At 57.5% G+C, this 23081-nt stretch carries 16 protein-coding genes, 1 tRNA gene and 1 pseudogene; 2 read left to right on the top strand and 16 right to left on the bottom strand.

The genetic code is table 11. The annotated features are described in order from the left end of the window. Positions 1 to 132: 132 nt before the first annotated feature. The 3 genes from fusA to rpsL are packed head-to-tail and all read right to left on the bottom strand — an operon-like array spanning position 133 to position 3129. On the bottom strand, positions 133 to 2253 hold the full coding sequence (gene fusA, locus Q0864_RS16410; RefSeq protein WP_298572011.1) for an elongation factor G: 2121 nt from the start codon (positions 2251 to 2253) through the stop codon (positions 133 to 135). 21 nt (positions 2254 to 2274) lie between these two features. After that, a complete protein-coding gene (gene rpsG, locus Q0864_RS16405; RefSeq protein ID WP_298572009.1) occupies positions 2275 to 2745 on the bottom strand; it encodes a 30S ribosomal protein S7 in 471 nt (156 codons plus the stop codon). Positions 2746 to 2757: 12 nt separating this feature from the next. Beyond that, the gene (rpsL, locus tag Q0864_RS16400; RefSeq protein WP_248370378.1) at positions 2758 to 3129 is read right to left on the bottom strand and encodes a 30S ribosomal protein S12; all 372 of its coding nucleotides are present in this window, start codon (positions 3127 to 3129) and stop codon (positions 2758 to 2760) included. A 328-nt stretch (positions 3130 to 3457) separates the two neighbouring features. On the opposite strand from rpsL, the gene Q0864_RS16395 reads away from it, so the two are divergent. Continuing rightward, a complete protein-coding gene (locus Q0864_RS16395) occupies positions 3458 to 4519 on the top strand; it encodes a glycosyltransferase family 2 protein (RefSeq protein ID WP_298572005.1) in 1062 nt (353 codons plus the stop codon). Here Q0864_RS16395 and Q0864_RS16390 read toward each other — a convergent pair. The 12 genes from Q0864_RS16390 to Q0864_RS16335 form a co-directional block, all read right to left on the bottom strand. Then, the gene (locus Q0864_RS16390) at positions 4473 to 5351 is read right to left on the bottom strand and encodes a DMT family transporter (protein WP_298572014.1); all 879 of its coding nucleotides are present in this window, start codon (positions 5349 to 5351) and stop codon (positions 4473 to 4475) included. The two genes, Q0864_RS16395 and Q0864_RS16390, sit on opposite strands and share 47 nt — an antisense overlap. Further along, a complete protein-coding gene (locus Q0864_RS16385) occupies positions 5351 to 6601 on the bottom strand; it encodes a glycosyltransferase family 2 protein (protein WP_298572002.1) in 1251 nt (416 codons plus the stop codon). The genes Q0864_RS16390 and Q0864_RS16385 overlap by 1 nt, the downstream gene beginning before the upstream one ends. Next, positions 6598 to 9237 (bottom strand): glycosyltransferase family 2 protein, encoded by a 2640-nt coding sequence (locus Q0864_RS16380; RefSeq protein WP_298571999.1) that lies wholly within the window; start codon positions 9235 to 9237, stop codon positions 6598 to 6600. Before Q0864_RS16380 ends, Q0864_RS16385 begins: the two co-directional genes overlap by 4 nt. Positions 9238 to 9404: 167 nt before the next feature. After that, positions 9405 to 13661: a DNA-directed RNA polymerase subunit beta' gene (gene rpoC, locus Q0864_RS16375; protein WP_298571996.1), complete on the bottom strand. Its 4257-nt coding sequence runs from the start codon at positions 13659 to 13661 to the stop codon at positions 9405 to 9407. 50 nt (positions 13662 to 13711) lie between these two features. Next, on the bottom strand, positions 13712 to 17848 hold the full coding sequence (gene rpoB, locus Q0864_RS16370; protein WP_298571993.1) for a DNA-directed RNA polymerase subunit beta: 4137 nt from the start codon (positions 17846 to 17848) through the stop codon (positions 13712 to 13714). A 250-nt stretch (positions 17849 to 18098) separates the two neighbouring features. Then, positions 18099 to 18473 (bottom strand): 50S ribosomal protein L7/L12, encoded by a 375-nt coding sequence (gene rplL / locus Q0864_RS16365; RefSeq protein WP_298571989.1) that lies wholly within the window; start codon positions 18471 to 18473, stop codon positions 18099 to 18101. Positions 18474 to 18542: 69 nt separating this feature from the next. Next, positions 18543 to 19055 carry a 50S ribosomal protein L10 gene (gene rplJ, locus Q0864_RS16360; RefSeq protein WP_298571985.1) on the bottom strand — a complete coding sequence of 171 codons (513 nt, stop codon included), beginning with the start codon at positions 19053 to 19055 and terminating at the stop codon, positions 18543 to 18545. A gap of 448 nt (positions 19056 to 19503) precedes the next feature. Beyond that, a complete protein-coding gene (gene rplA / locus Q0864_RS16355) occupies positions 19504 to 20205 on the bottom strand; it encodes a 50S ribosomal protein L1 (protein WP_298571982.1) in 702 nt (233 codons plus the stop codon). 1 nt (position 20206) lies between these two features. After that, complete coding sequence (gene rplK, locus Q0864_RS16350) at positions 20207 to 20632, bottom strand: 50S ribosomal protein L11 (protein ID WP_298571979.1); 426 nt, start codon at positions 20630 to 20632, stop codon at positions 20207 to 20209. A 119-nt stretch (positions 20633 to 20751) separates the two neighbouring features. Beyond that, a complete protein-coding gene (nusG, locus tag Q0864_RS16345) occupies positions 20752 to 21285 on the bottom strand; it encodes a transcription termination/antitermination protein NusG (RefSeq protein ID WP_298571975.1) in 534 nt (177 codons plus the stop codon). A 154-nt stretch (positions 21286 to 21439) separates the two neighbouring features. Next, positions 21440 to 21631 carry a preprotein translocase subunit SecE gene (secE, locus tag Q0864_RS16340; RefSeq protein ID WP_298571972.1) on the bottom strand — a complete coding sequence of 64 codons (192 nt, stop codon included), beginning with the start codon at positions 21629 to 21631 and terminating at the stop codon, positions 21440 to 21442. Positions 21632 to 21763: 132 nt separating this feature from the next. Continuing rightward, positions 21764 to 21839: transfer RNA gene (locus Q0864_RS16335), tRNA-Trp, on the bottom strand. Between the two features lie 121 nt (positions 21840 to 21960). On the opposite strand from Q0864_RS16335, the gene Q0864_RS16330 reads away from it, so the two are divergent. After that, on the top strand, positions 21961 to 22800 hold the full coding sequence (locus tag Q0864_RS16330) for a class I SAM-dependent methyltransferase (protein ID WP_298571970.1): 840 nt from the start codon (positions 21961 to 21963) through the stop codon (positions 22798 to 22800). 135 nt (positions 22801 to 22935) lie between these two features. Here Q0864_RS16330 and tuf read toward each other — a convergent pair. Beyond that, a pseudogene (gene tuf / locus Q0864_RS16325) lies at positions 22936 to 23081 on the bottom strand (elongation factor Tu); the annotation flags it as partial.

Here is a 23081-nt window from a genome sequence, read left to right as displayed (position 1 = left end):
TTTTGCCGTGGTCAACGTGGCCAATCGTGCCAATGTTGACGTGCGGTTTGGAGCGTTCAAACTTTTCCTTAGCCATGATGGCCTCCTATTAATCTGAGCGCCGGGCAAGGACACCCTGCCCGGCTTGTTCGATTAGGCAAATTTTGCCTGAATTTCTTCCGAAAGGTTCTGCGGAACCGGATCGTAATGCGAGAACTGCATCGTGAACTGCGCGCGGCCCGAAGACATGGAGCGCAGGGTGTTGATGTAGCCAAACATGTTCGCCAGCGGCACGTTCGCGTCAATTGCAATCGCGTTGCCGCGCGGCTCTTGACCCGAAACTTGACCACGACGCGAGGTCAGATCACCGATGATGCCACCGGTGTATTCCTCGGGCGTGATCACTTCCACTTTCATGATCGGCTCAAGCAGCTTGGCGCCAGCCAAACGCATGCCTTCACGCATGCACATACGACCTGCGATTTCAAAGGCTAGAACCGACGAGTCAACATCGTGGAATTTACCGTCGATCAGGGCAACCTTGAAGTCGATCACGGGGAAGCCAGCCAACGGGCCGCTGTCCATAACCGAGTTGATGCCTTTTTCAACACCGGGGATGTATTCCTTCGGAACAGCACCTCCAACGATGCGGCTTTCGAACGAATAGCCTTCACCAGCTTCGGTCGGCGAGATGATCATCTTCACCTCGGCATACTGACCCGAACCACCCGACTGTTTCTTGTGGGTGTAGGTGTGCTCGACCTCTTTCGAAATCGTCTCGCGATACGCAACCTGCGGGGCACCGATGTTGGCTTCCACTTTAAACTCGCGCTTCAGACGGTCCACCAGAATATCCAGGTGAAGTTCGCCCATGCCCTTCATGATGGTCTGACCGCTTTCGATGTCAGTTTCCACACGGAAGGACGGGTCTTCAGCGGCCAAGCGGGCCAGACCTTGCGACATTTTCTCTTGGTCAGCCTTGGTTTTCGGCTCGACCGCGATTTCGATCACCGGATCCGGGAAGGTCATGGTTTCCAGAACCACCGGGTCGTTGACGGCGCACAGCGTGTCACCTGTGGTGGTGTCTTTCAGACCTGCCAGCGCGATGATGTCGCCCGCGAACGCTTCCGTGATCTCTTCACGGTCGTTCGAGTGCATCATCATCATCCGGCCAACGCGCTCTTTCTTGCCTTTGGTCGAGTTCAAGAGCGTATCGCCCTTGTTCAGGACACCCGAATAGATGCGGGTAAAGGTCAGTGTGCCAACGAATGGGTCGTTCATGATTTTGAACGCCAGACCCGAGAACGCCATATCATCATCCGCACGACGCGGGATGTTACGGGTTTCAGTTTCGTCACCGGGTTTGAAGCCCATGTAGTCGACAACGTCCAGCGGGCTGGGCAAATAGTCGATCACGGCGTTCAGCAGCGGTTGAACACCTTTGTTTTTGAACGCGGAACCACCCAGAACCGGCACGAAGGACAGCGACAGGCAGCCCTTACGCAGCAAAGCGCGCAGGGTTTTCACGTCCGGCTCAGCGCCGTCCATGAGGTAGTTTTCCATCGCGTCGTCGTCCATTTCGACGGCAGCTTCGATCATCTTGGCACGCCATTCGTCGGCCATGTCTTTCAAGCTGTCGCGGATCGGTGCTTTGATCCACGATGCGCCAAGGTCTTCACCCTGCCACAGCCATTCTTCCATGTTGACCAGATCGACCAAGCCTTCCAGCTCGTTTTCTGCGCCGATCGGAATACCGACGGGAACAGCACGCGCACCGGTGCGGTCTTCGATCATGCGAACACAGTTGAAGAAGTCTGCGCCGATCTTGTCCATCTTGTTGACGAACACCATACGCGGAACTTTGTAGCGGTCAGCCTGACGCCACACGGTTTCGGTTTGAGGTTCAACGCCAGCGTTGGCATCCAGAACACAAACAGCGCCATCAAGCACGGCCAGCGAACGTTCAACTTCAATGGTGAAGTCAACGTGGCCGGGGGTGTCGATGATGTTCAGGCGGTGCTTTTCGGAATCGGGCGTCACGCCGTCTTCGGTGCGTTCCCAGAACGTGGTGGTCGCAGCCGATGTGATCGTGATGCCGCGTTCCTGTTCCTGCTCCATCCAGTCCATGGTGGCCGCACCATCGTGCACCTCGCCAATGTTGTGGGATTTGCCGGTGTAAAACAGGATGCGTTCCGAACAGGTGGTTTTGCCTGCATCGATGTGCGCCATAATGCCAAAGTTGCGATAGCGATCGAGGGGATAGTCGCGTGCCATGGTTTTCTTCCTTCCTTGGCGTTACCAGCGGTAGTGGCTGAACGCTTTGTTGGCGTCGGCCATCTTGTGGGTGTCTTCGCGTTTCTTCACGGCCGTGCCGCGTGAGTTCACAGCATCCAGAAGCTCGCCGGCAAGACGTTCTTCCATCGTGTTCTCGTTGCGCGAGCGGGCGGCCTTGATCAGCCAGCGGATCGCCAAAGCTTCGCGGCGCTCGGGGCGCACTTCGACGGGCACCTGATACGTGGCACCACCAACCCGACGCGAACGAACTTCGACCGACGGTTTGATGTTGTCCAGCGCTTCGTGGAACACTTCCACAGGCGCACGCTTGATTTTGTCTTCAACGCGATCCAGCGCGTTATAGACGATTGTTTCTGCGACCGACTTCTTACCGTCGATCATCAGGTTGTTCATGAACTTGCTCAGCACACGATCGCCAAATTTGGCGTCGGGCAGGATTTCGCGCTTTTCAGCAGCGTGACGACGAGACATTCCGAGATCTCCTTACTTCGGACGCTTGGCGCCGTATTTCGAACGGCGTTGCTTACGGTCTTTGACGCCCTGAGTATCCAGAACACCGCGAAGGATGTGGTAACGCACACCCGGAAGGTCTTTTACACGACCGCCACGGATCAGAACCACCGAGTGCTCCTGAAGGTTGTGGCTTTCGCCGCCGATATAGCTGATGACCTCAAAACCATTGGTCAGGCGCACCTTGGCGACCTTACGCATGGCCGAGTTCGGCTTCTTCGGTGTGGTTGTATAAACGCGCGTGCAAACGCCACGTTTTTGCGGGCAGGACTCCAGGTGCATCGACTTGGAGCGTTTTACTTTAGGCTGGCGCGGTTTGCGGATCAGCTGTTGGATCGTTGGCATAGGGCTCTTTTCCCGTTTCTCAACACATGTGTTTGCACGAGTGTCCCCGTGCGGTTTGCATTTCCCCGCTTCGCACGTCTGCAAAGCGAAAACCCGCGATCGTTTCCATTCCGAGGCAAACGACGCGGTTGGTTCACAGAGGATCAGCGCTTAAAAGTTGCCCTGAACTTGATCCCTCAATTCTGGTGAGCCGAGGTCACCCCCAGCTGGATGAACGCGCGTATAGGCGGAGTCGCGCAGGCTGTCAACAGCCCGGCCCGGTGATTGCAGCGGGCAGGCTTCCGAAATAGGCTGCGCGCTGACCTCTCTCAGAAACCAGAGGACGCAGATGAAAGGCACATTGCTACTTGGCGCCATGCGAAACGAAGGCCCGTTCATCCTTGAATGGGTCGCGTGGTATCGCATGTTGGGCTTTGAAAACATACTGATCATGCACAATGACTGCACAGATCATTCCCCGCAACTGCTGCGCCTGCTGGAAAAGGCAGGGGTGATTTCAGCCAAACGCCACACGCCAGACAAAGACCAACCGCCGCAGATGACTGCCTATCGGGCTGCGCGTAGCCACCCCTTGGTTAAGACCTGCGACTGGATGTTCACCTGCGACACCGACGAGTTTTTGGTCATCCACAAGGGCGACGGAACCGTTAAAGCGTTGCTGGATGGGGCAGACCGTCGTTTCCGCGGCATGGCCATCCATTGGCTAATCTACGGCAACGCCGAAGAAGAAGACTGGCGCGACGATTTCGTCCACCGTCGCTTTCTGCGGTCGGCATGGGAAAAGATACCCCAGAACAACTGCTTCAAAAGCTTCGTTTACAAACCGCTCGATTTTGGTCGCTGGCGCCCCCACGCCCCAAAGTTCTGGCGCGGAGAAGGCGCATGGGACACCGGCACCAATCGGTGGGTTCTGTCGAACGAACGCTGGTTCGAGGCGTTTCACCCGACGCAGAACGCTCTGAACGGAACCGACAATGCGCTGATCACGCACAAGGAGGCCCATCTGAACCACTACATTCTGCAAACACGTGAACAATTCGCGTTCAAGAAGGGAACGCCTTGCGCCGCAGAACTCAAGCAACGCTATACCGACGATTTCTTCACGCGCTTTGATCGCAAGGGGCGCGAAAACCTTTCTGCACTGAAGTATCGTCAAGCCTTCGATGCGGCCTATGACGCGCTGGTTGCGATCCCTGGCGTGTTACGGTTGCACCACCTGTGTTGCGCCGATTTTGTTGCTGCCATGTGCGACAAACGGGGTGACGATCCATCAAAGGACCCGCGTTTTCGGCAGCATATGGAGATCGCGAACGCACTGCCTCGGCACGGGAAAGACGTATCCGTCAGGCCCGCGCCCGTCGCGCAATCCGGCGTTCCCGAAACAGAGTAAACATCCCCATCGCAACCACGACCCCAGCACCAATCAGCGTCAGCACATCCGGCCATTCCCCAAAGAAGACCAGCCCCAAGATCAGGGCCCAGATCAGTCCGGTATACCGAAAAGGCGCGACAAAACCGATATTGCCCACGCGCATGACCATGACGGCAAACAGATAGCCGATGAAGATAAAAATAGCCGCCAGCGTTAGAAGCCCTGCGCCTTTTGCATCGACTGGTGCCCAGTCAACGGTGATTGAGGTTAGGCCGAAGGCAATGGTGATCACCACGGCAGCGGCAAAGGCCACTGTCATCGATGGAGTGGTAAAAGACATCTTGCGCACGATGATGTCGCGAAAGGTGATGAAGGCAACCGCGATCAAGGCATAGATAGACCACCCGTTGAACCCGTCCCCGCCGGGCTGCACAATCAGCATAACGCCGCCCAGCCCGATAAGAATGGCAACCAGTCGTCGCCGTCCCAGAGATTCTGACAAGAACAGCCAAGCCGCCAGCGCCACGGTCAGTGGTAGCACTTGCAGCACAGCCGTTACATTGGCGATCGGCATGTGGAAAAGGGCGGACAGGAAGCAGTAGGTCGCCCCAACCTCAGCGAAGGATCGCAGCAGGATCAGCGTCCATTCCCGGCGACCCAGATCGAATTTCAACGACCTGAGCGCAAGCCCCAATCCGAAAAGTAAAACACAGGTCACGACCCCGCGCAAAAAGACCGCCTGAGACAACGGCATACTTCCCGACAGTGCTTTCATGCACGCATCGTTCAGCGTGTAACCCGCCAGCGACCCGGACATCAAAGCCGCACCCTTGGTGTTGTCCGAAAGCATCACGATGCGGACCCTTTTGCCCCGTTGCGCAACCTCCAAAGGCGGCGCTGCAATTTGGTCAGCAAACTGGCCTGTGCTTCGGACTGCGCGACGTTATCAAGCTGGTATTTGCGGCGCCCAACTACGGCCCATGCCGCGACAGGTGCCGATTGCATGACGACGGCAAAGCCCGCACGCCCACTGTCGATCTGCAGCGCCGAATTGACATCGCGCCGTTCCCAGCGCGCCGGGGCGAAGATTATTTCGCCTGTTGCATCTTCCAGAAAGATCGCCGGAACGTCTGCACTTTGTCCCTTCAGGTCAGCGCACCAGCCGATGCACAGAACCCCGTTTTCCAACGCGATGGTTTGTTCAATCACACCCTGCATTGCACCGTCACGCCCTTTGGGCACCGCTGCCAACAGCGCAAGATCTGCTGCCCGCCGGGTATCTGTCGCGTGATCGCGCAGAAGATCCCGCCCCGGCACCGAGAAGGACAGCCGCGCCTTCAGCGCCTCGATCTGCATCCAGGAGGCCGCTATCGCATCGTTATATTTCGTGGCTTGCCGCGACACATCCACCCGGTATTCACACACCGGCGAAGGGTCGTCCAACCAAGCGGCTGCGCCTTCGGACAGGGCAGATAGAAGCAGATAGTAATCTTCGAACAACACCAACTCAGGCAAGCTTGGGATGTGGCGCACCAACACCGCACGCTGCGTGATGAAAGAATTGAACGGGGCCACATTGTGGCGCAGGAGATCCGTCAGCTGAAACGGAAAGCTGCCATAAGGCAGAGTGCGAAACGGTGTATCCTCACCGGCGTTGAAAAGCGCAAGGTCAGCCGCCCCAAAGGTGACACTCGCCCCGGTTTCGCGCGCACGAGCCACCAATCGGGTGGCGGCATTCTTGTGCCAAACATCATCGAAATCCAGAACGCCGACAAAATCACCATGCGCGGCTTCGACACCAAGCTTCAACAGGTGAACGCGGCTGTCCCCGTCAAACTCGGTCGCAAGATGCCTCAGCAGACGGGGCCCATTGGGCGCCATGTTGTCAACACCCGCGCGCGCAAGTAACGCCACTTCAGTCAATTCCGGCCATTTGCCATCGGTGCACAAAAGCACCTCGATCGTGTCAGTCGTGGATTGCGTCCATACGGATTGGAAAGCGCGCGCAAGCTCGTCGATCCTGTCCGGATCGTGCGCCCGTATCAGCACGCTAAGCGCGGGCGGCGCAGAATTCGTGCCTGACGGTGCGGATACTGTCATGACGATCCCAGTTCGGTTTGCTGTTCCAAAACTTCTTCATCGACACCGGCCGGGCGTCCTTCGATCTGTCCCCAGCGGATGAAATGATAGAACGGGTTCACGCCGGCACTTGCAACATCTGCGTTCTCAAGCCTGTAGCTGCTGGTCGAGAAACCGGGCGCTGGATCGTAACCGTTTGCAACCCCACGCGTCACGTAGTGCAAGACCGCCCCACCCGGAAAGCCCACCGCGTCGGGGTGAGCTTTTTCATAATAGCCAACATCGAACAGCCCCGAACGGGCAATCACGACAGCTTCTTTCAACTGTTGCCGGAGCATAGGTCGGCGCAGCACCCCCCAAAGCCTACGAGGGTGCAAGGCAAAGCCCACCAGTGACCAAAGCTCAGGCGTCAGGAGTGACAGCTTTTTTCCCTCCGGTGCAGCCGTGGTCGCAGCGGGCGAATAGACTGGGTCCGCAAGCAACGCCTGCAGTCGGGCCAGCGCGTCACCTGTCAAGGCAGTGTCATCTTCCAGCGATGAAACATTCCGTGCAGGCGCCATCGAAACATGGATGGCGTCAGGCAAATAAGCCCCATAAAACGCTTCGTTAGACTGTTTCAGGCGCGCCATGATCGTTGCCCGCTGTTGGTGGTCCAGAAAGCCGACTGCCTTGCCTTCGTTCAGATCATCAGGCGTCATCTCGACGATGGACGCGTTGATCTGCAAGACCTTCGCCCGTGGCAACGGCACGGCGTTGGCCTTGCGGATCAACAGCGCGGCCAGCTTTGACGTTGACCGGTTACGCGCCTTACGGGATGGCTTTTCATACGCGTCAGGATCGCAGCCCGACAGGCCGATAACCTCAAGGAAATCCCGTACTGTCCCCCCGGCCTTCGCCTTGGACAGCTCATAGGATCGAAACGTGATCGGGGCATTTGGGAACGCCTCGCGCAGCGTGGCGGCAACGTGATCATAGGACAAAAGCCCTTGACCCATCTGCTCTTCGACAAAGGCCTCAACGCTGGCTGTTTCACGCATGCCGGGGCTTGTGATGCTTTCAACATACATACTTTCAAGCCATTCATCCTGACGGCGCATGTAGCACACCAGGGTCACATCCAGACCCGCGAGCGCTTTGGCCAGCTTCGCAGCCGCATCCCCATCGCCCCAAAATCGGGTGGAAAGGATATTCTCAACGCTTAGAAATACGGCCTGCGGCGGGGTGGTGAGTGAGGCCACTTCTAGGCGAAGCTGATCCAACCCCGCGCGACTTCCGTTCAGAAGGCCGCCAATCAGGCCGGCATGCCCAGATGTGCGGTGCGCGCGCGGGCCGGACCCCATTTCCAATCCGGCATAGGGATAATAGACGCCGTGGTCCCTGAGCAGCGCGAAACGGTTGAGTTCGAAAAACTTTTGCAACGCAGAAGACCCGGTCTTGGTCTGACCGCAATGCAAAAAGACCTTCGGCATGTCCGATACGGGGGCAAGCCCATTGGCCTCGGCTTTGGTCACAGCTGGCAAAGGCGTGCGACGCAAAAACCTATCAAGCTGCGTCTTCCGCGCGGCGGTCGTGGCGGATGAAGGCACACCATGTGCCAACCACTCATACAGCGCTTGCCTGCGTGGCAGCGACAGGTTGCGGGTCTGCACGAGGTCGACCAACGCATCTGGCATCTGCGCCAGCAACACCAGCCGAAGCGCGTCATAATAGCCCGAGTGCAGCCGCGCATCACGCGGCTTGAACAATACCTGCTCGGTCGTCGTCGCCCGCTCGTCCCAATCAAAGCAGCCACATGCTGCAATGAATGCTGCAAAAGCCGGGTCTGCCCGAACCGAGGGGTCAGCGAACAGCTTGCCCCAATACCGGTCGATGTTTTGCAGATAGTAAAGCTGGTTGGCGGCAAGATAGTCTTGCGCATCCCCGCGCGCCATTAGGCCACGCATCGCATCGTTCACGATCTGCAAATGGATGGCAAACAAAGACATCTGCGCTGTATCCACGCTGCGCATTGTCGAGCCTTCGCGCACCCGGTATTGCACAAGCTCGTCCGGCACACAGGTTACACGACTGGCCGCAGAAAGGGCCTGCGTAAAGAAGGGGCGATCTTCACGCTGACGCAAGCGTTTCGAGAACCGAATGCCATGATCGTCCAGAAACGCCCGCCGCGCCAGAAATTGCCAACACGAGGTATAATTCACCAGCCCCGGAAGTGTTGCGATGGTTTGCCCATGAACCGGTGCGTCAACGACCGGGTGTGCGGCAGGCACGTCCGGCTTGCCGTCGAGAAAGATGCGATAGTGGCCACCGGCCAGATCAGCATCGCCGTCCTTCGCCGCACGATACCAGCGCCCCAGCGCATCGGTGCCATTCAACAGGTCATCGCTGTCCAGAAAGGCAACAAATTCGCCCTGAGCCTCATCCAGACCGCGGTTGCGCGCACGCGCCTGGCCTTGGTTTTCGTCTTGGAAAATCGCACGGATGTGGTCGTGCTGTTCGGCCGCATCATGGATCATCTGTGCCGTCGCATCCGTGCTGCAATCGTCGATGATGATATGTTCGAACGAAACGCCGACCTGCGCTGCCACCGAAGCGATCGTCTGCTCCAGATAGTCCACCGTATTGTAGGCCGGCGTGATGACCGAAACCTGAATAGCCATGAAGCAGACCCTTCGCCGCACCTTGTTGCAGACGAAAGCCGACAACAGATCTCGCCCCTTGGTGTGTTAAATCATCGCCCCTGCCCCGTCCACTGCGAAACCCTGAGGCCCTGAAACGAAAAGCCCCACCGCATGGGTGGGGCTTTCCAAGTTCGATTTGGTGCCGATCAGGGCTGTTCGGACCCGCCAGCTTCGGGGGTTTCGACCAAGCCAAGATCGTCTTCGGGGGCGTCCGCGAACACGTCATCAGCGGGCGCGGCCAGCGCGGCGGCAGCTTCTGCTTTGGCGCGCGCTTCCTCGATCACTTTAACGTCGCGTGCTTGTGCTACCTGACGCACACGCTGCGTGGCCCCACCGGTCCCGGCTGGGATCAGGCGACCCACGATGACGTTTTCCTTGAGGCCAACCAGCTTGTCGCGCTTACCTTGGACAGATGCCTCGGTCAGAACGCGGGTGGTTTCCTGGAACGACGCCGCCGAGATGAACGAACGTGTCTGCAAGCTCGCCTTGGTGATCCCCAGCAGGATCGGCTCGCCCGATGCCAGACGGCGACCTTCGGCCGCTGCCTTTTCGTTGGCTGCGTCAAACTCGGCCTTGTCCACATGCTCGCCTTTCAGAAGCGTGGTTTCGCCCGAGTCCAAGATCTCCCACTTCTGCAGCATCTGGCGAACGATCACCTCGATGTGCTTGTCGTTGATCTTAACACCCTGCAGGCGATAAACGTCCTGAACTTCGTCGATCATGTAGTCAGCCAGCGCTTCGACACCCATGATGGACAGGATGTCATGCGGCGCGGGGTTGCCGTCCATGAGGTATTCGCCCTTCTGGATGAAGTCACCTTCCGCAACCGGAATGTGCTTGCCCTTGGGCACCATGTATTCGACGGGCTCCATGCTTTCATCAGCCGGCTCGATCGAGATGCGACGCTTGTTCTTGTAGTCGCGGCCAAAGCGCACGTAACCATCAATTTCCGCGATGATTGCGTGATCTTTCGGACGACGTGCTTCGAACAATTCGGCCACTCGCGGCAGACCACCGGTGATGTCCTTGGTCTTGGCGCCTTCACGCGGGATACGCGCGACAACGTCACCAGCTTTCACCTTCGAGCCGTCTTCGATCGACAGGATCGCATCGACGGACAAAGTATAGGTCACCGGGTTGCCCGCATCGTTGCGGACCGGTTCGCCATCCTCACCCACCAAGATCACCTCAGGCTTCAACTCGTTGCCTTTGGGGGCCGAGCGCCAGTCAGACACGATCTTCTGTGTCATGCCGGTCGCATCGTCGGTTTCGTCCCGCACCGAGATACCGCTGATCAGGTCGACGAACTTCACAGTTCCGTCCTTCTCGGCGATCATTGGCAGTGTGTAGGGATCCCATTCGAACAGCTTGTCGCCACGCCCGACTGAAGCGCCGTCTTTGACGTGCAGCTTCGAACCATAGCTGAGCTTGAAGGCCGCGCGTTCGGCACCGTTTTCGTCCATGATTGCAAGAACCATGTTACGACCCATGACCACAATATCGCCGTCTCGGTCTTCCAGAATACTGGCGTTCCGATATTCGATCTTGCCGTCTTGGTTGGCTTCCTGGAACGATTGCTGACCACCTTGCGCAACACCGCCGATGTGGAACGTCCGCATCGTCAGCTGTGTGCCGGGTTCACCGATCGACTGCGCCGCGATGATACCGACCGCTTCGCCCGTGTTCACACGCGTACCGCGCGCAAGGTCACGACCGTAGCAATTGGCGCAAACGCCTTCTTCGGCTTCACAGGTCAGCGGGCTGCGCATGCGCACAGTCGCCACGCCCGAGGCCTCGATCTCATCGGCTTTGCGTTCGTCGATCAGTTCGTTCTTGGCAACGATGATTTCGTCCGTTCCCGGAACCAGAACATCCTCGGCGACGACACGACCCAAAAGGCGTTCGCCCAAGGTCGCGACGACTTCACCGTCGTTCACAGCCGCTTCGGCAGTGATCGATTTCTCGGTGCCGCAATCGACCATGCGGACGATGCAGTCTTGCGCCACGTCAACCAGACGACGGGTCAGATAACCCGAGTTCGCGGTTTTCAAAGCCGTATCCGACAGACCCTTACGGGCACCGTGGGTCGAGTTGAAGTACTCAAGCACGGTCAGACCTTCTTTAAAGTTCGAGATGATCGGCGTTTCGATAATCTCGCCCGAAGGTTTGGCCATCAGGCCGCGCATGCCGCCCAGCTGTTTCATCTGGGTGACAGAACCACGCGCGCCGGAGTGCGCCATCATGTAGACCGAGTTCGGTTCCGCTTCGGCGCCGTGCTCGTCCAGCTTGGCGGACGAAATGGCATCCATCATGGCATCGGTGACCTTGTCGTTACATTTCGACCAGGCATCGACCACCTTGTTATACTTCTCGCCCAGTGTGATCAGGCCGTCCATATACTGCTGTTCGAACCCTTTCACCTGATCGCGGGTTTCATCCACGATCGGCCATTTGCTGTCCGGAATGACCATGTCGTCCTTGCCGAACGAGATGCCAGCCTTGAACGCTTCTTTGAAGCCCATCGACATGATCTGGTCACAGAAAATAACCGACTCTTTCTGACCGCAATAACGATAGACAGTGTCGATGACCTGCTGAACTTCCTTCTTCCGCAGAAGGCGGTTCACCAGTTCGAACGGAGCCTTCGCGTTCAGCGGCAGAAGCGCGCCAAGACGGATACGACCCGGCGTGGTTTCGAAGCGAACCGTCACTTCGTTGCCTTCCTCGTCGATCTGCTTCATGCGGGCCTGAACCTTGGCGTGCAGGTGAACTTCACCAGCGTCCAAAGCGTGCTGAACTTCGTCCACGTCGGAGAAGATCATGCCCTCACCCTTCATGCCTTCACGCTCCATCGTGATGTAGTAAAGGCCAAGGATCATATCCTGCGACGGCACGATGATCGGCGCGCCGTTGGCGGGCGACAGAACGTTGTTCGTCGACATCATCAACACGCGCGCTTCCAGCTGAGCTTCCAGCGACAGCGGCACGTGAACCGCCATCTGGTCGCCGTCGAAGTCCGCGTTGAACGCAGAACACACCAGCGGGTGAAGCTGGATGGCTTTACCTTCGATCAGAACCGGTTCGAACGCCTGAATGCCAAGACGGTGCAACGTGGGCGCACGGTTCAGCATAACGGGGTGTTCGCGGATAACCTCGTCCAGAATATCCCAAACTTCGGGACGTTCTTTTTCGACCAGCTTCTTGGCTTGCTTTACGGTGGAAGACAGGCCTTTGGCTTCAAGGCGCGAATAGATGAACGGCTTGAACAGCTCCAGCGCCATCTTCTTGGGCAGACCACACTGGTGCAGCTTCAACTCTGGCCCGGTCACGATGACCGAACGACCCGAGAAGTCGACGCGTTTGCCCAAAAGGTTCTGACGGAAGCGACCTTGCTTACCTTTCAGCATGTCGCTGAGCGACTTCAGCGGACGCTTGTTGGCACCCGTGATCACGCGGCCACGACGCCCGTTGTCAAACAGCGCGTCAACCGATTCCTGCAACATCCGCTTTTCGTTACGGACGATGATGTCAGGTGCGCGCAGTTCGATCAGACGCTTCAGACGGTTGTTCCGGTTGATCACGCGGCGATACAGATCGTTCAGGTCCGAGGTCGCGAAACGACCACCATCCAGCGGCACCAGCGGGCGCAGCTCGGGCGGGATCACCGGGATCACAGTCATGATCATCCATTCCGGGCGGTTGCCCGATTCAATGAACGATTCAACGATCTTTAGGCGCTTGATGATCTTCTTGGGCTTCAACTCGCCCGTCGCTTCGGCCAGATCGGCGCGCAGCTGTTCGGCTTCCGCCTCAAGATCAATCGCAGACAGCATTTCGCGGATCGCTTCAGCACCGATATTGGCGGTGAAGGCGTCCATGCCATAGGTGTCTTGCGCGTCCATGAACTCTTCTTCGGTCATCAGCTGACCGTAGGTGAGGTCCGTCAGGCCGGGTTCGATCACCACGTAGTTCTCGAAATACAGGATGCGTTCCAGATCGCGCAGAGTCATGTCCAGCATCAGGCCGATGCGCGACGGCAGCGACTTCAGGAACCAGATGTGAGCGACAGGGGCTGCCAGCTCAATATGGCCCATACGCTCGCGGCGCACTTTCTGCAGGGTAACTTCCACACCACATTTCTCGCAGACAACGCCGCGATACTTCATGCGCTTATATTTACCGCACAGGCATTCGTAGTCTTTGACCGGGCCAAAGATACGGGCACAGAACAGACCGTCGCGTTCGGGTTTGAACGTCCGGTAGTTGATGGTCTCGGGCTTCTTAATCTCGCCGTACGACCATGAAAGAATCCGTTCCGGGCTGGCCAGCGACACTTTGATCTCGTCAAAGGTCTTGGGGGCCGCCAGCGGGTTGAACGGGTTTGTTGTCAGTTCCTGGTTCATTTTGCGTTCCTTACATCAGAGGATTGGGTGGGAGGGGTAAGGCGAGCGCCTTACTCCTCGCCCTCCGCATCCAGGAGTTCCATGTTAAGGCCGAGGCCGCGGACTTCTTTGACAAGCACGTTGAAGCTTTCCGGCACGCCGGCTTCAAAGTTGTCCTCGCCTTTGACGATGCTTTCGTAGACTTTCGTCCGTCCGGCAACGTCATCCGATTTGACCGTGAGCATTTCTTGCAGCGTGTAGGCAGCGCCATACGCTTCAAGGGCCCAGACCTCCATCTCACCGAAGCGCTGGCCACCGAACTGCGCCTTACCACCCAGCGGCTGCTGTGTGACAAGCGAGTACGGACCAGTAGACCGCGCGTGGATTTTGTCGTCCACAAGGTGGTGCAGTTTCAGCAGGTATTTCACGCCCACCGTCACTTCGCGCGAGAACTGTTCGCCGGTGCGACCGTCAAACAGAACCGATTGGCCCGAGGTGTCGAACCCGGCACGCGTCAGCGCATCGTTCACGTCAGCCTCTTTCGCGCCGTCAAAGACGGGCGTTGCAATCGGCACACCACGGGTCACATTGCCTGCGGCATCGACCAGCGTGTCTTCGTCCATGCCAGCAATGCCTTCTTCGTAGACATCGTCGCCATAAGCGATGCGCATGGCTTCGCGAACCGGGGTCAGATCGCCGGAGCGACGGTATTCACCCAAGGCTTCGTCGATGTTCAGACCCAGACCGCGCGCGGCCCAACCCATATGGGTTTCAAGGATCTGACCGACGTTCATACGCGACGGCACACCCAGCGGGTTCAGACAGAAGTCGACGGGCGTCCCATCAGCAAGGAACGGCATGTCTTCCATCGGCACAACCTTGGAAATAACACCTTTGTTCCCGTGACGACCGGCCATCTTGTCGCCCGGCTGAAGCTTGCGCTTCACGGCAACGAAGACTTTGACCATCTTCATCACACCCGGCGGCAGATCATCACCACGACGGACTTTTTCGACCTTGTCTTCAAAACGCGCATCCAAAGCACGTTTCTGCGCTTCGAACTGGTCATTCAGGGCCTCGACGATCTTGGCATCATCCTCGTCTTCCAGCGCAAGCTGCCACCACTGGCCGCGGCTCAGGCTTTCCAGAAGCTCGTCGGTAATTTTCGATCCCGATTTGACGCCTTTCGGCCCCTTCACGGCAACCTTGCCTTCGATCATGCTGCGCAGGCGCGCATAGATGTTACGCTCCAGAATGTGCAGCTCGTCGTCGCGGTCACGGGCAAGGCTTTCGACCTCTTCCCGCTCGATCTGCAAGGCACGTTCGTCTTTTTCCACGCCGTGGCGGTTAAAGACGCGCACTTCGACAACGGTGCCGAAATCGCCCGGCTTCACACGCAACGAGGTGTCGCGAACGTCCGATGCTTTTTCACCAAAGATGGCGCGCAGAAGCTTTTCTTCCGGCGTCATCGGGCTTTCGCCCTTCGGTGTGATCTTACCGACCAGAATATCGCCCGGCTCAACATCCGCACCGATGTAAACGATGCCAGCCTCGTCGAGGTTGCGCAGCGCTTCTTCACCGACGTTCGGAATGTCGCGAGTGATCTCTTCGGGCCCAAGTTTCGTGTCACGTGCAGCGACTTCGAATTCCTCAATGTGAACCGAGGTAAACACGTCGTCACGCGCGATACGTTCCGAGATCAGGATCGAGTCTTCGTAGTTGTAGCCATTCCAAGGCATGAACGCGACGACCACGTTTTTACCCAGAGCCAGTTCACCCATATCCGTGGAAGGACCATCGGCAATGACTTCATCCTTCGAAACCTGCTGACCCACCTTCACCAGCGGACGCTGGTTGATGCAGGTGTTCTGGTTCGACCGCTGGAACTTGCGCAGACGATAGATGTCAACGCCCGCGTCACCCAGACCAAGGTCTTCGGTGGCGCGCACAACGATACGGGTTGCGTCGACTTGGTCGATCACACCGCCACGTTTGGCCTGAATGGCAGCGCCAGAGTCGATGGCAACCTTGCCTTCGATACCGGTGCCGACATACGGTGCCTCGGCCCGCAGAAGCGGAACGGCCTGACGTTGCATGTTCGACCCCATCAGGGCGCGGTTGGCGTCGTCGTTTTCCAGGAACGGAATAAGCGAAGCCGCAACCGATACCAGCTGCTTGGGCGACACGTCGATCAGGTCAACGCTTTCGCGCTGCGCCATGGTGTATTCGCCCGACTGACGGGTGTTCACCAGATCATTTTCAAAACGGCCGTCTTCGTCCAGATGCGCGTTGGCCTGAGCCACGGTGTGGCGCATTTCTTCAGTGGCGGACAGGTAATTCACCTCGTCGGTGACCTTGCCGTTCACAACCTTCCGATAAGGCGTTTCGATGAAGCCGTATTTGTTCACGCGGGCAAACGTGGCCAGCGAGTTGATCAGACCAATGTTCGGCCCTTCCGGCGTTTCAATCGGGCACATCCGACCATAGTGGGTCGGGTGAACGTCGCGTACTTCGAAACCGGCACGTTCACGGGTCAGACCACCCGGCCCAAGCGCCGACAGGCGGCGTTTGTGGGTGACTTCCGACAGCGGGTTGGTTTGGTCCATGAACTGCGACAGCTGCGAAGAGCCGAAGAATTCACGCACCGCAGCCGCAGCTGGTTTCGCGTTGATCAGGTCTTGCGGCATGACGGTGTCGATCTCGACCGACGACATACGTTCCTTGATCGCACGTTCCATACGCAGCAGACCAACGCGATACTGGTTCTCCATCAACTCACCGACCGAGCGCACACGACGGTTGCCCAAGTGGTCGATATCGTCGATGTCGCCCTTGCCGTCGCGCAGTTCGACCAGCGCCTTGATGCAGGCGACGATGTCTTCGCGGCGCAGGGTGCGCTGTGTGTCCTCGGCGTCCAGATCCAGACGCATGTTCATTTTCACGCGCCCAACAGCCGACAGGTCGTAGCGTTCGCTGTCAAAGAACAGCGTGTCGAACAGCGCGGATGCGGCTTCGACGGTGGGCGGTTCACCCGGACGCATGACGCGATAGATATCCATCAGCGCGGTATCCCGGCCAAGGTTCTTGTCTGCCGCCATCGTGTTGCGGATGTAGGGACCGACATTGACGTTGTCGATGTCCAGAACCGGAATGTCGGTCACGCCCGCATCCATCAGTTCTTTCAACGACCCGCCGATCAGCTCGCCATCTTTGTCGTGCTCTAACGTCAGTTCGTCACCAGCTTCGACATAGATCGCGCCAGTTTCTTCATTGATGATGTCTTTCGCGACATAGCGACCAACGATCGCGTCGAACGGCACAAGAAGATTGATGTCCTTGCCGTCCTCCATCAGCTTCTTGACGGCGCGCGGCGTGATTTTCTTGCCGGCTTCAGCGATGACTTCGCCGGTTTTGGCATTCACCAGATCTTGCGTCGGACGGGTGCCTGCTACGCGTTCGGGGAAGAACTTGGTAACCCAACCCTTGTTCTTCTTCAGTTTGAACGGAACAGTGTCATAATACGCGTCACAGATCGCTTCCTGATCCAGACCCAGCGCATAAAGCAGGGTGGTCACAGGCAGCTTGCGGCGACGGTCGATGCGCGCAAAGACGATGTCCTTGGCGTCAAATTCGAAATCCAGCCACGACCCGCGATAGGGAATGATCCGGCACGCAAACAGAAGCTTGCCCGACGAATGCGTCTTGCCCTTGTCGTGGTCAAAGAACACGCCTGGCGAACGGTGCATCTGAGATACGATCACACGCTCGGTGCCGTTCACGACGAAGGTGCCGTTCGGCGTCATCAAGGGCATGTCGCCCATGAACACGTCTTGTTCCTTGATGTCCTTGACCGACTTCGCGCCTGTATCCTCGTCGATATCAAACACGATCAGGCGAAGCGTCACTTTCAGCGGCGCCGAATATGTCAGGTCGCGCTGTTGGCATTCCTCGACATCGAATTTCGGCTGCTCCAGCTCGTATTTAACGAATTCAAGAATAGCGGTTTCGTTGAAATCCTTAATCGGGAAAACCGATTGGAACACCGAATTGATGCCCTCGCCATCCATGGGCTGGGGCTGATCGCCGGAATTCAGGAAAAGATCATACGAGCTTTTTTGAACCTCAATCAGGTTCGGCATCTCAAGCACTTCACGGATTTTACCGTAGTACTTGCGCAAACGTTTTTGGCCAAGATAGGACTGCGCCATAAGGTAATTACCTTTCATTTCTCAACTGATGCGCCAACCGTTGGGTCACCGGCGACGCCTCGTCCGAGATTGGGGGTTCGGACCAATTCCCGGAAACCCGCCCAAGGGTTTCCTCCCGATCCAGTGAACCTTTCCCAGGAAAACGTCCGCGTCGCATCGCAGGCCCTCTCCAAGACAGGTTCGGCTGGACCCGGATTTCTCCGGACCCAGCCATATTTTGTGGGCCTAACACGACCCAAAAGCGCAGGGCTTAGGCCAGCTCGACTTCGGCGCCAGCTGCTTCCAGCTTGCCTTTGACGTCTTCTGCTTCGGCTTTGTCCACGCCTTCTTTGATCTTGCCGCCAGCTTCGACCAGCTCCTTGGCTTCTTTCAGGCCAAGACCGGTGATGCCGCGAACTTCTTTGATCACGTTGATTTTCGAGGCGCCGGCGTTCTTCAGAACGACGTCGAACTCGGTTTTTTCTTCAGCAGCTGCGCCAGCGTCGCCAGCGGGGCCTGCCATCATCACTGCGCCGCCAGCTGCGGGCTCGATGCCATACTCGTCTTTGAGGATGGTTTTCAGTTCTTGTGCTTCGAGAAGGGTCAGACCCACGATCTCTTCTGCAAGTTTTTTCAGATCAGCCATTTGACTTCTTTCCGTTATTAGATGTGTTCCAACGTGAGGCGATATTTCGCTACACGGGGCTCAGATTGCTTAAGCAGCCTTGTCCTCGATTGTGGACAAGATGGATGCGATGTTCGAAGCAGGCGCGCCAATGGCCCCAGCGATGTTCGAAGCAGGTGCGCCAATGCAACCAACGATCGAAGCAATAAGCTCGTCACGCGACGGCATAGCGGCAACAGCTTTGACACCGGCCGAATCCAGCGCCGTTTCACCCATGGCACCACCAAGAATAACGAGCTTGTCGTTGGTCTTGGCGTAGCCTTCCATGACCTTGGCCGCAGCCACAGGATCTTCGGAATAGGCAAGAACGGTCATGCCTGAAAGAAGGTCGGCGATCGAAGCGGCCGGCTTGTCTTCCAAGGCGATTTTGGCGAGCTTGTTCTTGGCAACACGCACCGACCCGCCAGCTTCGCGCATTTGCGAACGCAGGTCCTGCATCTCGGCAACCGTGAGACCCGCGTAGTGGGCAACCACTACAACGCCAGAGCTTTCGAAGATCTGGCCGAGTTCCTCGACCACTTTCTCTTTCTGGGCTCTATCCACAGTTTTACTCCAAGTATGGAGGGTCAGACCCTCCGGCTCTTATTTCACCAGATTTTCAGAGAAAACCCGGCAATCGGGTCCGTTATACGGGTCCTTCGCAAAATCGCCCCAAGGCCAAGCGGCCACGAGAATTCTTTTGTTCATTTCCCATCTCAGGCAGGAATTATGACCCTTGCGCGCTGTCGCTTTTCAGCTTGGCCCACCAGCGTCACCCACCGTCTCGGACGAAATGCAAAACAGCGCACGACGAATCGCACGCTGGGCTGCAAGGGGTATGTAGGATGTTTGGAAAGGTTTTCCAACCCCTAAACGGGCGCGCGCTTCAACACGTCGCCCTTAGGAACTCCGAAATGCTAGCACGAAAAGGGCACCAGCGCAAAAGGGGAAAACCGATACAAGAAAAGGGCGCCACATCGGGCGCCCTTTGGTGTGTCTTGTCAGCCTTAGATCAGGCGTTGCCTGTGGCGTTGTCGACCGAGATCGTGATGCCCGGACCCATGGTCGAGCTTAGCGCGATCTTCTTCATATAGGTGCCTTTGGCGCCCGTCGGCTTGGCCTTCTGAACGGCCTCGATAAAGGCACGCACGTTTTCGACCAGCTTGGCTTCGTCAAACGACGCCTTGCCCAGACCAGCGTGAACCACGCCACCTTTTTCAGCTTTGAACTGAACTTCGCCGCCCTTGGCAGCTTCAACAGCTTCCTTGACGTCCATCGTCACCGTGCCAACCTTCGGGTTCGGCATCAGGTTGCGGGGACCAAGGACTTTACCCAGACGACCGACGATCGGCATCATGTCAGGAGTGGCAATGCAGCGATCGAAATCGATCTTGCCACCTTGGACCGCTTCCATCAGATCCTCGGCGCCAACGATGTCTGCACCAGCGGCCTCGGCTTCTTCAGCCTTCGGACCGCGTGCGAACACGGCGACGCGCATGGTTTTACCGGTGCCGTTGGGCAGACCGATAACACCGCGAACCATCTGATCGGCGTGACGCGTGTCAACACCCAGGCTCATGGCGATTTCGATGGTTTCGTCGAACTTGGCCTTGGCGTTGTTCTTGACCAGCGCGACAGCTTCTTCGACGCTTACATTTTCCTTGCCGGCGAATGCTTCGCGCGCGGCTGTGGTGCGTTTACCCAGTTTAGCCATCTTACTTCACCTCAATGCCCATAGACCGGGCAGAGCCCAGAACGATCAACATCGCAGCTTCGATATCAGTCGCGTTCAGATCTTTCATTTTCGCTTCGGCGATTTCTTTCACCTGCGCTGCGGTCACGGTTCCCACGGTTTCGTGGCCGGGCTTGTTGGCACCCGATTTCAGACCAGCAGCCTTGATCAGATAATAAGACGCAGGCGGCGTCTTGATATCCATGGTGAAGGACTTGTCCTGATAATAGGTGATCACGGTGGGGCACGGTGCACCGGGCTCCATGTCCTGCGTCTTGGCGTTGAACGCCTTGCAGAATTCCATGATGTTGATGCCGCGTTGACCCAATGCGGGGCCGACGGGCGGGCTGGGGTTGGCTTGACCTGCAGGAACCTGCAGCTTCATTGTGCCAGCGAGTTTTTTAGCCATTTGGCTTCTCCTTTAACAACAGCTCCGGGACGCGTCCCTTTGCCTTCCATTGTCGTGGTCTGGGTTGGGGATCGCGATCCCTGCCCCTCCCACGCCCGCCCGATCGGGCGGCTTACGCGTCAGGCCTGTTTGGTGACCTGCGTGTATTCCAGTTCGACCGGGGTGGCCCGGCCAAAGATCGACACCGTCACCTTCAGGCGCTGGTTGTCGTCATCTACTTCTTCCACCATGCCGTCAAAGCCTTCGAACGGGCCATCGGTCACGGCAACCTTTTCACCGATTTCGAAGTGGATCAGCGTGCGCGGCGCGTCAACGCCTTCTTCAACACGGTTCAGGATCGCATTCACTTCGGCATCACGCATCGGCATCGGGCGACCTTGCGGACCCAAAAAGCCTGTGACGCGGTTGATCGAGGTGATCAGGTGATAGCCTTCGTCCGACATTTCCATATGCACCAACACATAGCCGGGCATGAAACGGCGTTCGCTGGTGACTTTCTTACCGCGGCGAACTTCGATCACCTCTTCTGTCGGAACCAAAACCTCGTCGATCTCATCTTCAAGGTTTTTCTCTACAACAGATGCCTTGATCTGCTCGGCGATCTTCTTTTCGAAGTTCGAGAGCACGCTCACCGAATACCACCGTTTCGCCATATCAGCCTCTGCCTTCTTGCGCCCAATGGGCCAGTTCAAATTCCGTTTTCGGGAACAAAAAAGCGGCGTGTAACTCGAATCGCCACACGCCCGTCCCGAAGTGTCGCCCGAACTACCCCTGAAACGACCTCATTTCAAGGGGTCAGGCACAAACTCAGCCAAACAGGCCAAGCACAGCGGCCAGGCCACTGCGGATACCCAGATCCACCAGTGAGAAAAACAAAGCCGTCAGCGCAGCCAGCACGAAGACCATACCTGTTGTCAGGAACACTTCCCGGCGGGTCGGCCATGTCACCTTGGACACTTCGGCACGCACCTGCTGGATGAATTGCAGCGGATTGGTCATCTTGGTTCTCAACCTTTCATGAGTCAGGCGGTCAATTACGCAATGCGCGCGGGGTTTTCAAGCCTCGTTGCACCACAGACCGCGACAATCGCACCTGATCGGTCCAATAATGATCAATGCAGCGGAAGGTGATGGCAGGGGCACCAGGGCTCGAACCCGGGACCTACGGTTTTGGAGACCGTCGCTCTACCAACTGAGCTATACCCCTAGGACCGAGGCTGGGATTACGGCAAGGCGCAGGGGTTTTCAAGGCCTTTCGGTGAAGAAAGCGCGCCACAGCTCATTCTGTGCCTGTTTCCTCGCAAACACCTACGCTAAGCTTGCCCATCATGAGTGAGATCGAAGCTGTATTCGCAAAATCGCCGTGGCGCGACGTTCCCCAAGACCGCACCGAACAGGTCGCGCATGTGCCGACGATGCTGGCCGCAGAAGAACAGCAGCTCTACTACTGGCTGACGGCACACTGGTCACAAGATGTGGGCGAGGTTGTCGAACTGGGAAGCTATGTTGGCGGCTCGACCGCGCGACTTGCCGCGGGGCTACAGGACGCTGGAAAACTGGCCCGCGTTTTTGCCTATGACCATTTCCGCTCGGACGAGGCGACGAAAGAGCGCGTGCTGTATCAAAACGGCATTCAACCGTTCGAAGGTGAAAACATCCTTCCGCTGTCGAAGCAGCTACTGGCACCTTGGGCAGACCGCGTCGTCCATCGGCCCGGCGCGATTGAGACGAAAGACTGGAAGGGCGGACCGATCGAGATCCTTGTCATGGATGCCTCAAAATCAGACGTGGTCATGGACCGAATGGCGGAAACTTTCTTTCCCCACCTGATCGCCGGTCAGTCCCTTGTGGTTCAGCAGGATTTCTATCACTGGCGACTTCCGTGGATCCCTGCACAAATGCGACGGCTGCAGCGCTGGTTCAAACCTGTCGCCTACTGCCCAAATGACACTGTGGTGTTTTTGCACACAAACCCGATCACAAAGGCCAGCATTGCCAAAAGGCGCGTTCAGGATTTTGACGATGCACAGGTGAAAGCCGCTTTGCGTCAGTTGAACAAACGCCTTCCTGACTGGAACAAACCCAACCGCATTCGCAAGATGATCAAGGCAATAGAGGCTAATCCGGGCGTGCGAAAAGGGTATCTGATGAAGCGCCCTGAACGTTGATTGCTATCTCAGCCTTGCTTGATCGCAAAAAGGGCGTCCCGCGGGACGCCCTTTCTTCTTTCACTGTGGATCAGGCTCTCGGCAGATTTGGCGTGACCGCCACATTGCCTGTCACTGTCAGAACGCTATGCGTTCTTACTCGATGATCTTCGAGACAACGCCCGAACCAACGGTGCGGCCGCCTTCGCGGATGGCGAAGCGCAACTTCTCTTCCATCGCGATCGGGGCGATCAGTTCAACGTTGAACTTCAGGTTGTCGCCCGGCATCACCATCTCGGTGC

The organism is uncultured Aliiroseovarius sp. (assembly GCF_947497285.1).
GTDB lineage: Bacteria > Pseudomonadota > Alphaproteobacteria > Rhodobacterales > Rhodobacteraceae > Aliiroseovarius.
Note: the sequence above shows the minus strand (reverse complement) of the source record. Positions and strands in the feature narration are given on the sequence as shown.

Excerpts from the sequence above, each read along its gene's own strand:
- fusA (WP_298572011.1), bottom strand. The coding sequence starts at position 2,253 with ATGGCACGCGACTATCCCCTCGATCGCTATCGCAACTTTGGCATTATG.
- rpsG (WP_298572009.1), bottom strand. The coding sequence starts at position 2,745 with ATGTCTCGTCGTCACGCTGCTGAAAAGCGCGAAATCCTGCCCGACGCC.
- rpsL (WP_248370378.1), bottom strand. The coding sequence starts at position 3,129 with ATGCCAACGATCCAACAGCTGATCCGCAAACCGCGCCAGCCTAAAGTA.
- Q0864_RS16395 (WP_298572005.1), top strand. The coding sequence starts at position 3,458 with ATGAAAGGCACATTGCTACTTGGCGCCATGCGAAACGAAGGCCCGTTC.
- Q0864_RS16390 (WP_298572014.1), bottom strand. The coding sequence starts at position 5,351 with ATGCTTTCGGACAACACCAAGGGTGCGGCTTTGATGTCCGGGTCGCTG.
- Q0864_RS16385 (WP_298572002.1), bottom strand. The coding sequence starts at position 6,601 with ATGACAGTATCCGCACCGTCAGGCACGAATTCTGCGCCGCCCGCGCTT.
- Q0864_RS16380 (WP_298571999.1), bottom strand. The coding sequence starts at position 9,237 with ATGGCTATTCAGGTTTCGGTCATCACGCCGGCCTACAATACGGTGGAC.
- rpoC (WP_298571996.1), bottom strand. The coding sequence starts at position 13,661 with ATGAACCAGGAACTGACAACAAACCCGTTCAACCCGCTGGCGGCCCCC.
- rpoB (WP_298571993.1), bottom strand. The coding sequence starts at position 17,848 with ATGGCGCAGTCCTATCTTGGCCAAAAACGTTTGCGCAAGTACTACGGT.
- rplL (WP_298571989.1), bottom strand. The coding sequence starts at position 18,473 with ATGGCTGATCTGAAAAAACTTGCAGAAGAGATCGTGGGTCTGACCCTT.
- rplA (WP_298571982.1), bottom strand. The coding sequence starts at position 20,205 with ATGGCTAAACTGGGTAAACGCACCACAGCCGCGCGCGAAGCATTCGCC.
- rplK (WP_298571979.1), bottom strand. The coding sequence starts at position 20,632 with ATGGCTAAAAAACTCGCTGGCACAATGAAGCTGCAGGTTCCTGCAGGT.
- nusG (WP_298571975.1), bottom strand. The coding sequence starts at position 21,285 with ATGGCGAAACGGTGGTATTCGGTGAGCGTGCTCTCGAACTTCGAAAAG.
- secE (WP_298571972.1), bottom strand. The coding sequence starts at position 21,631 with ATGACCAATCCGCTGCAATTCATCCAGCAGGTGCGTGCCGAAGTGTCC.
- Q0864_RS16330 (WP_298571970.1), top strand. The coding sequence starts at position 21,961 with ATGAGTGAGATCGAAGCTGTATTCGCAAAATCGCCGTGGCGCGACGTT.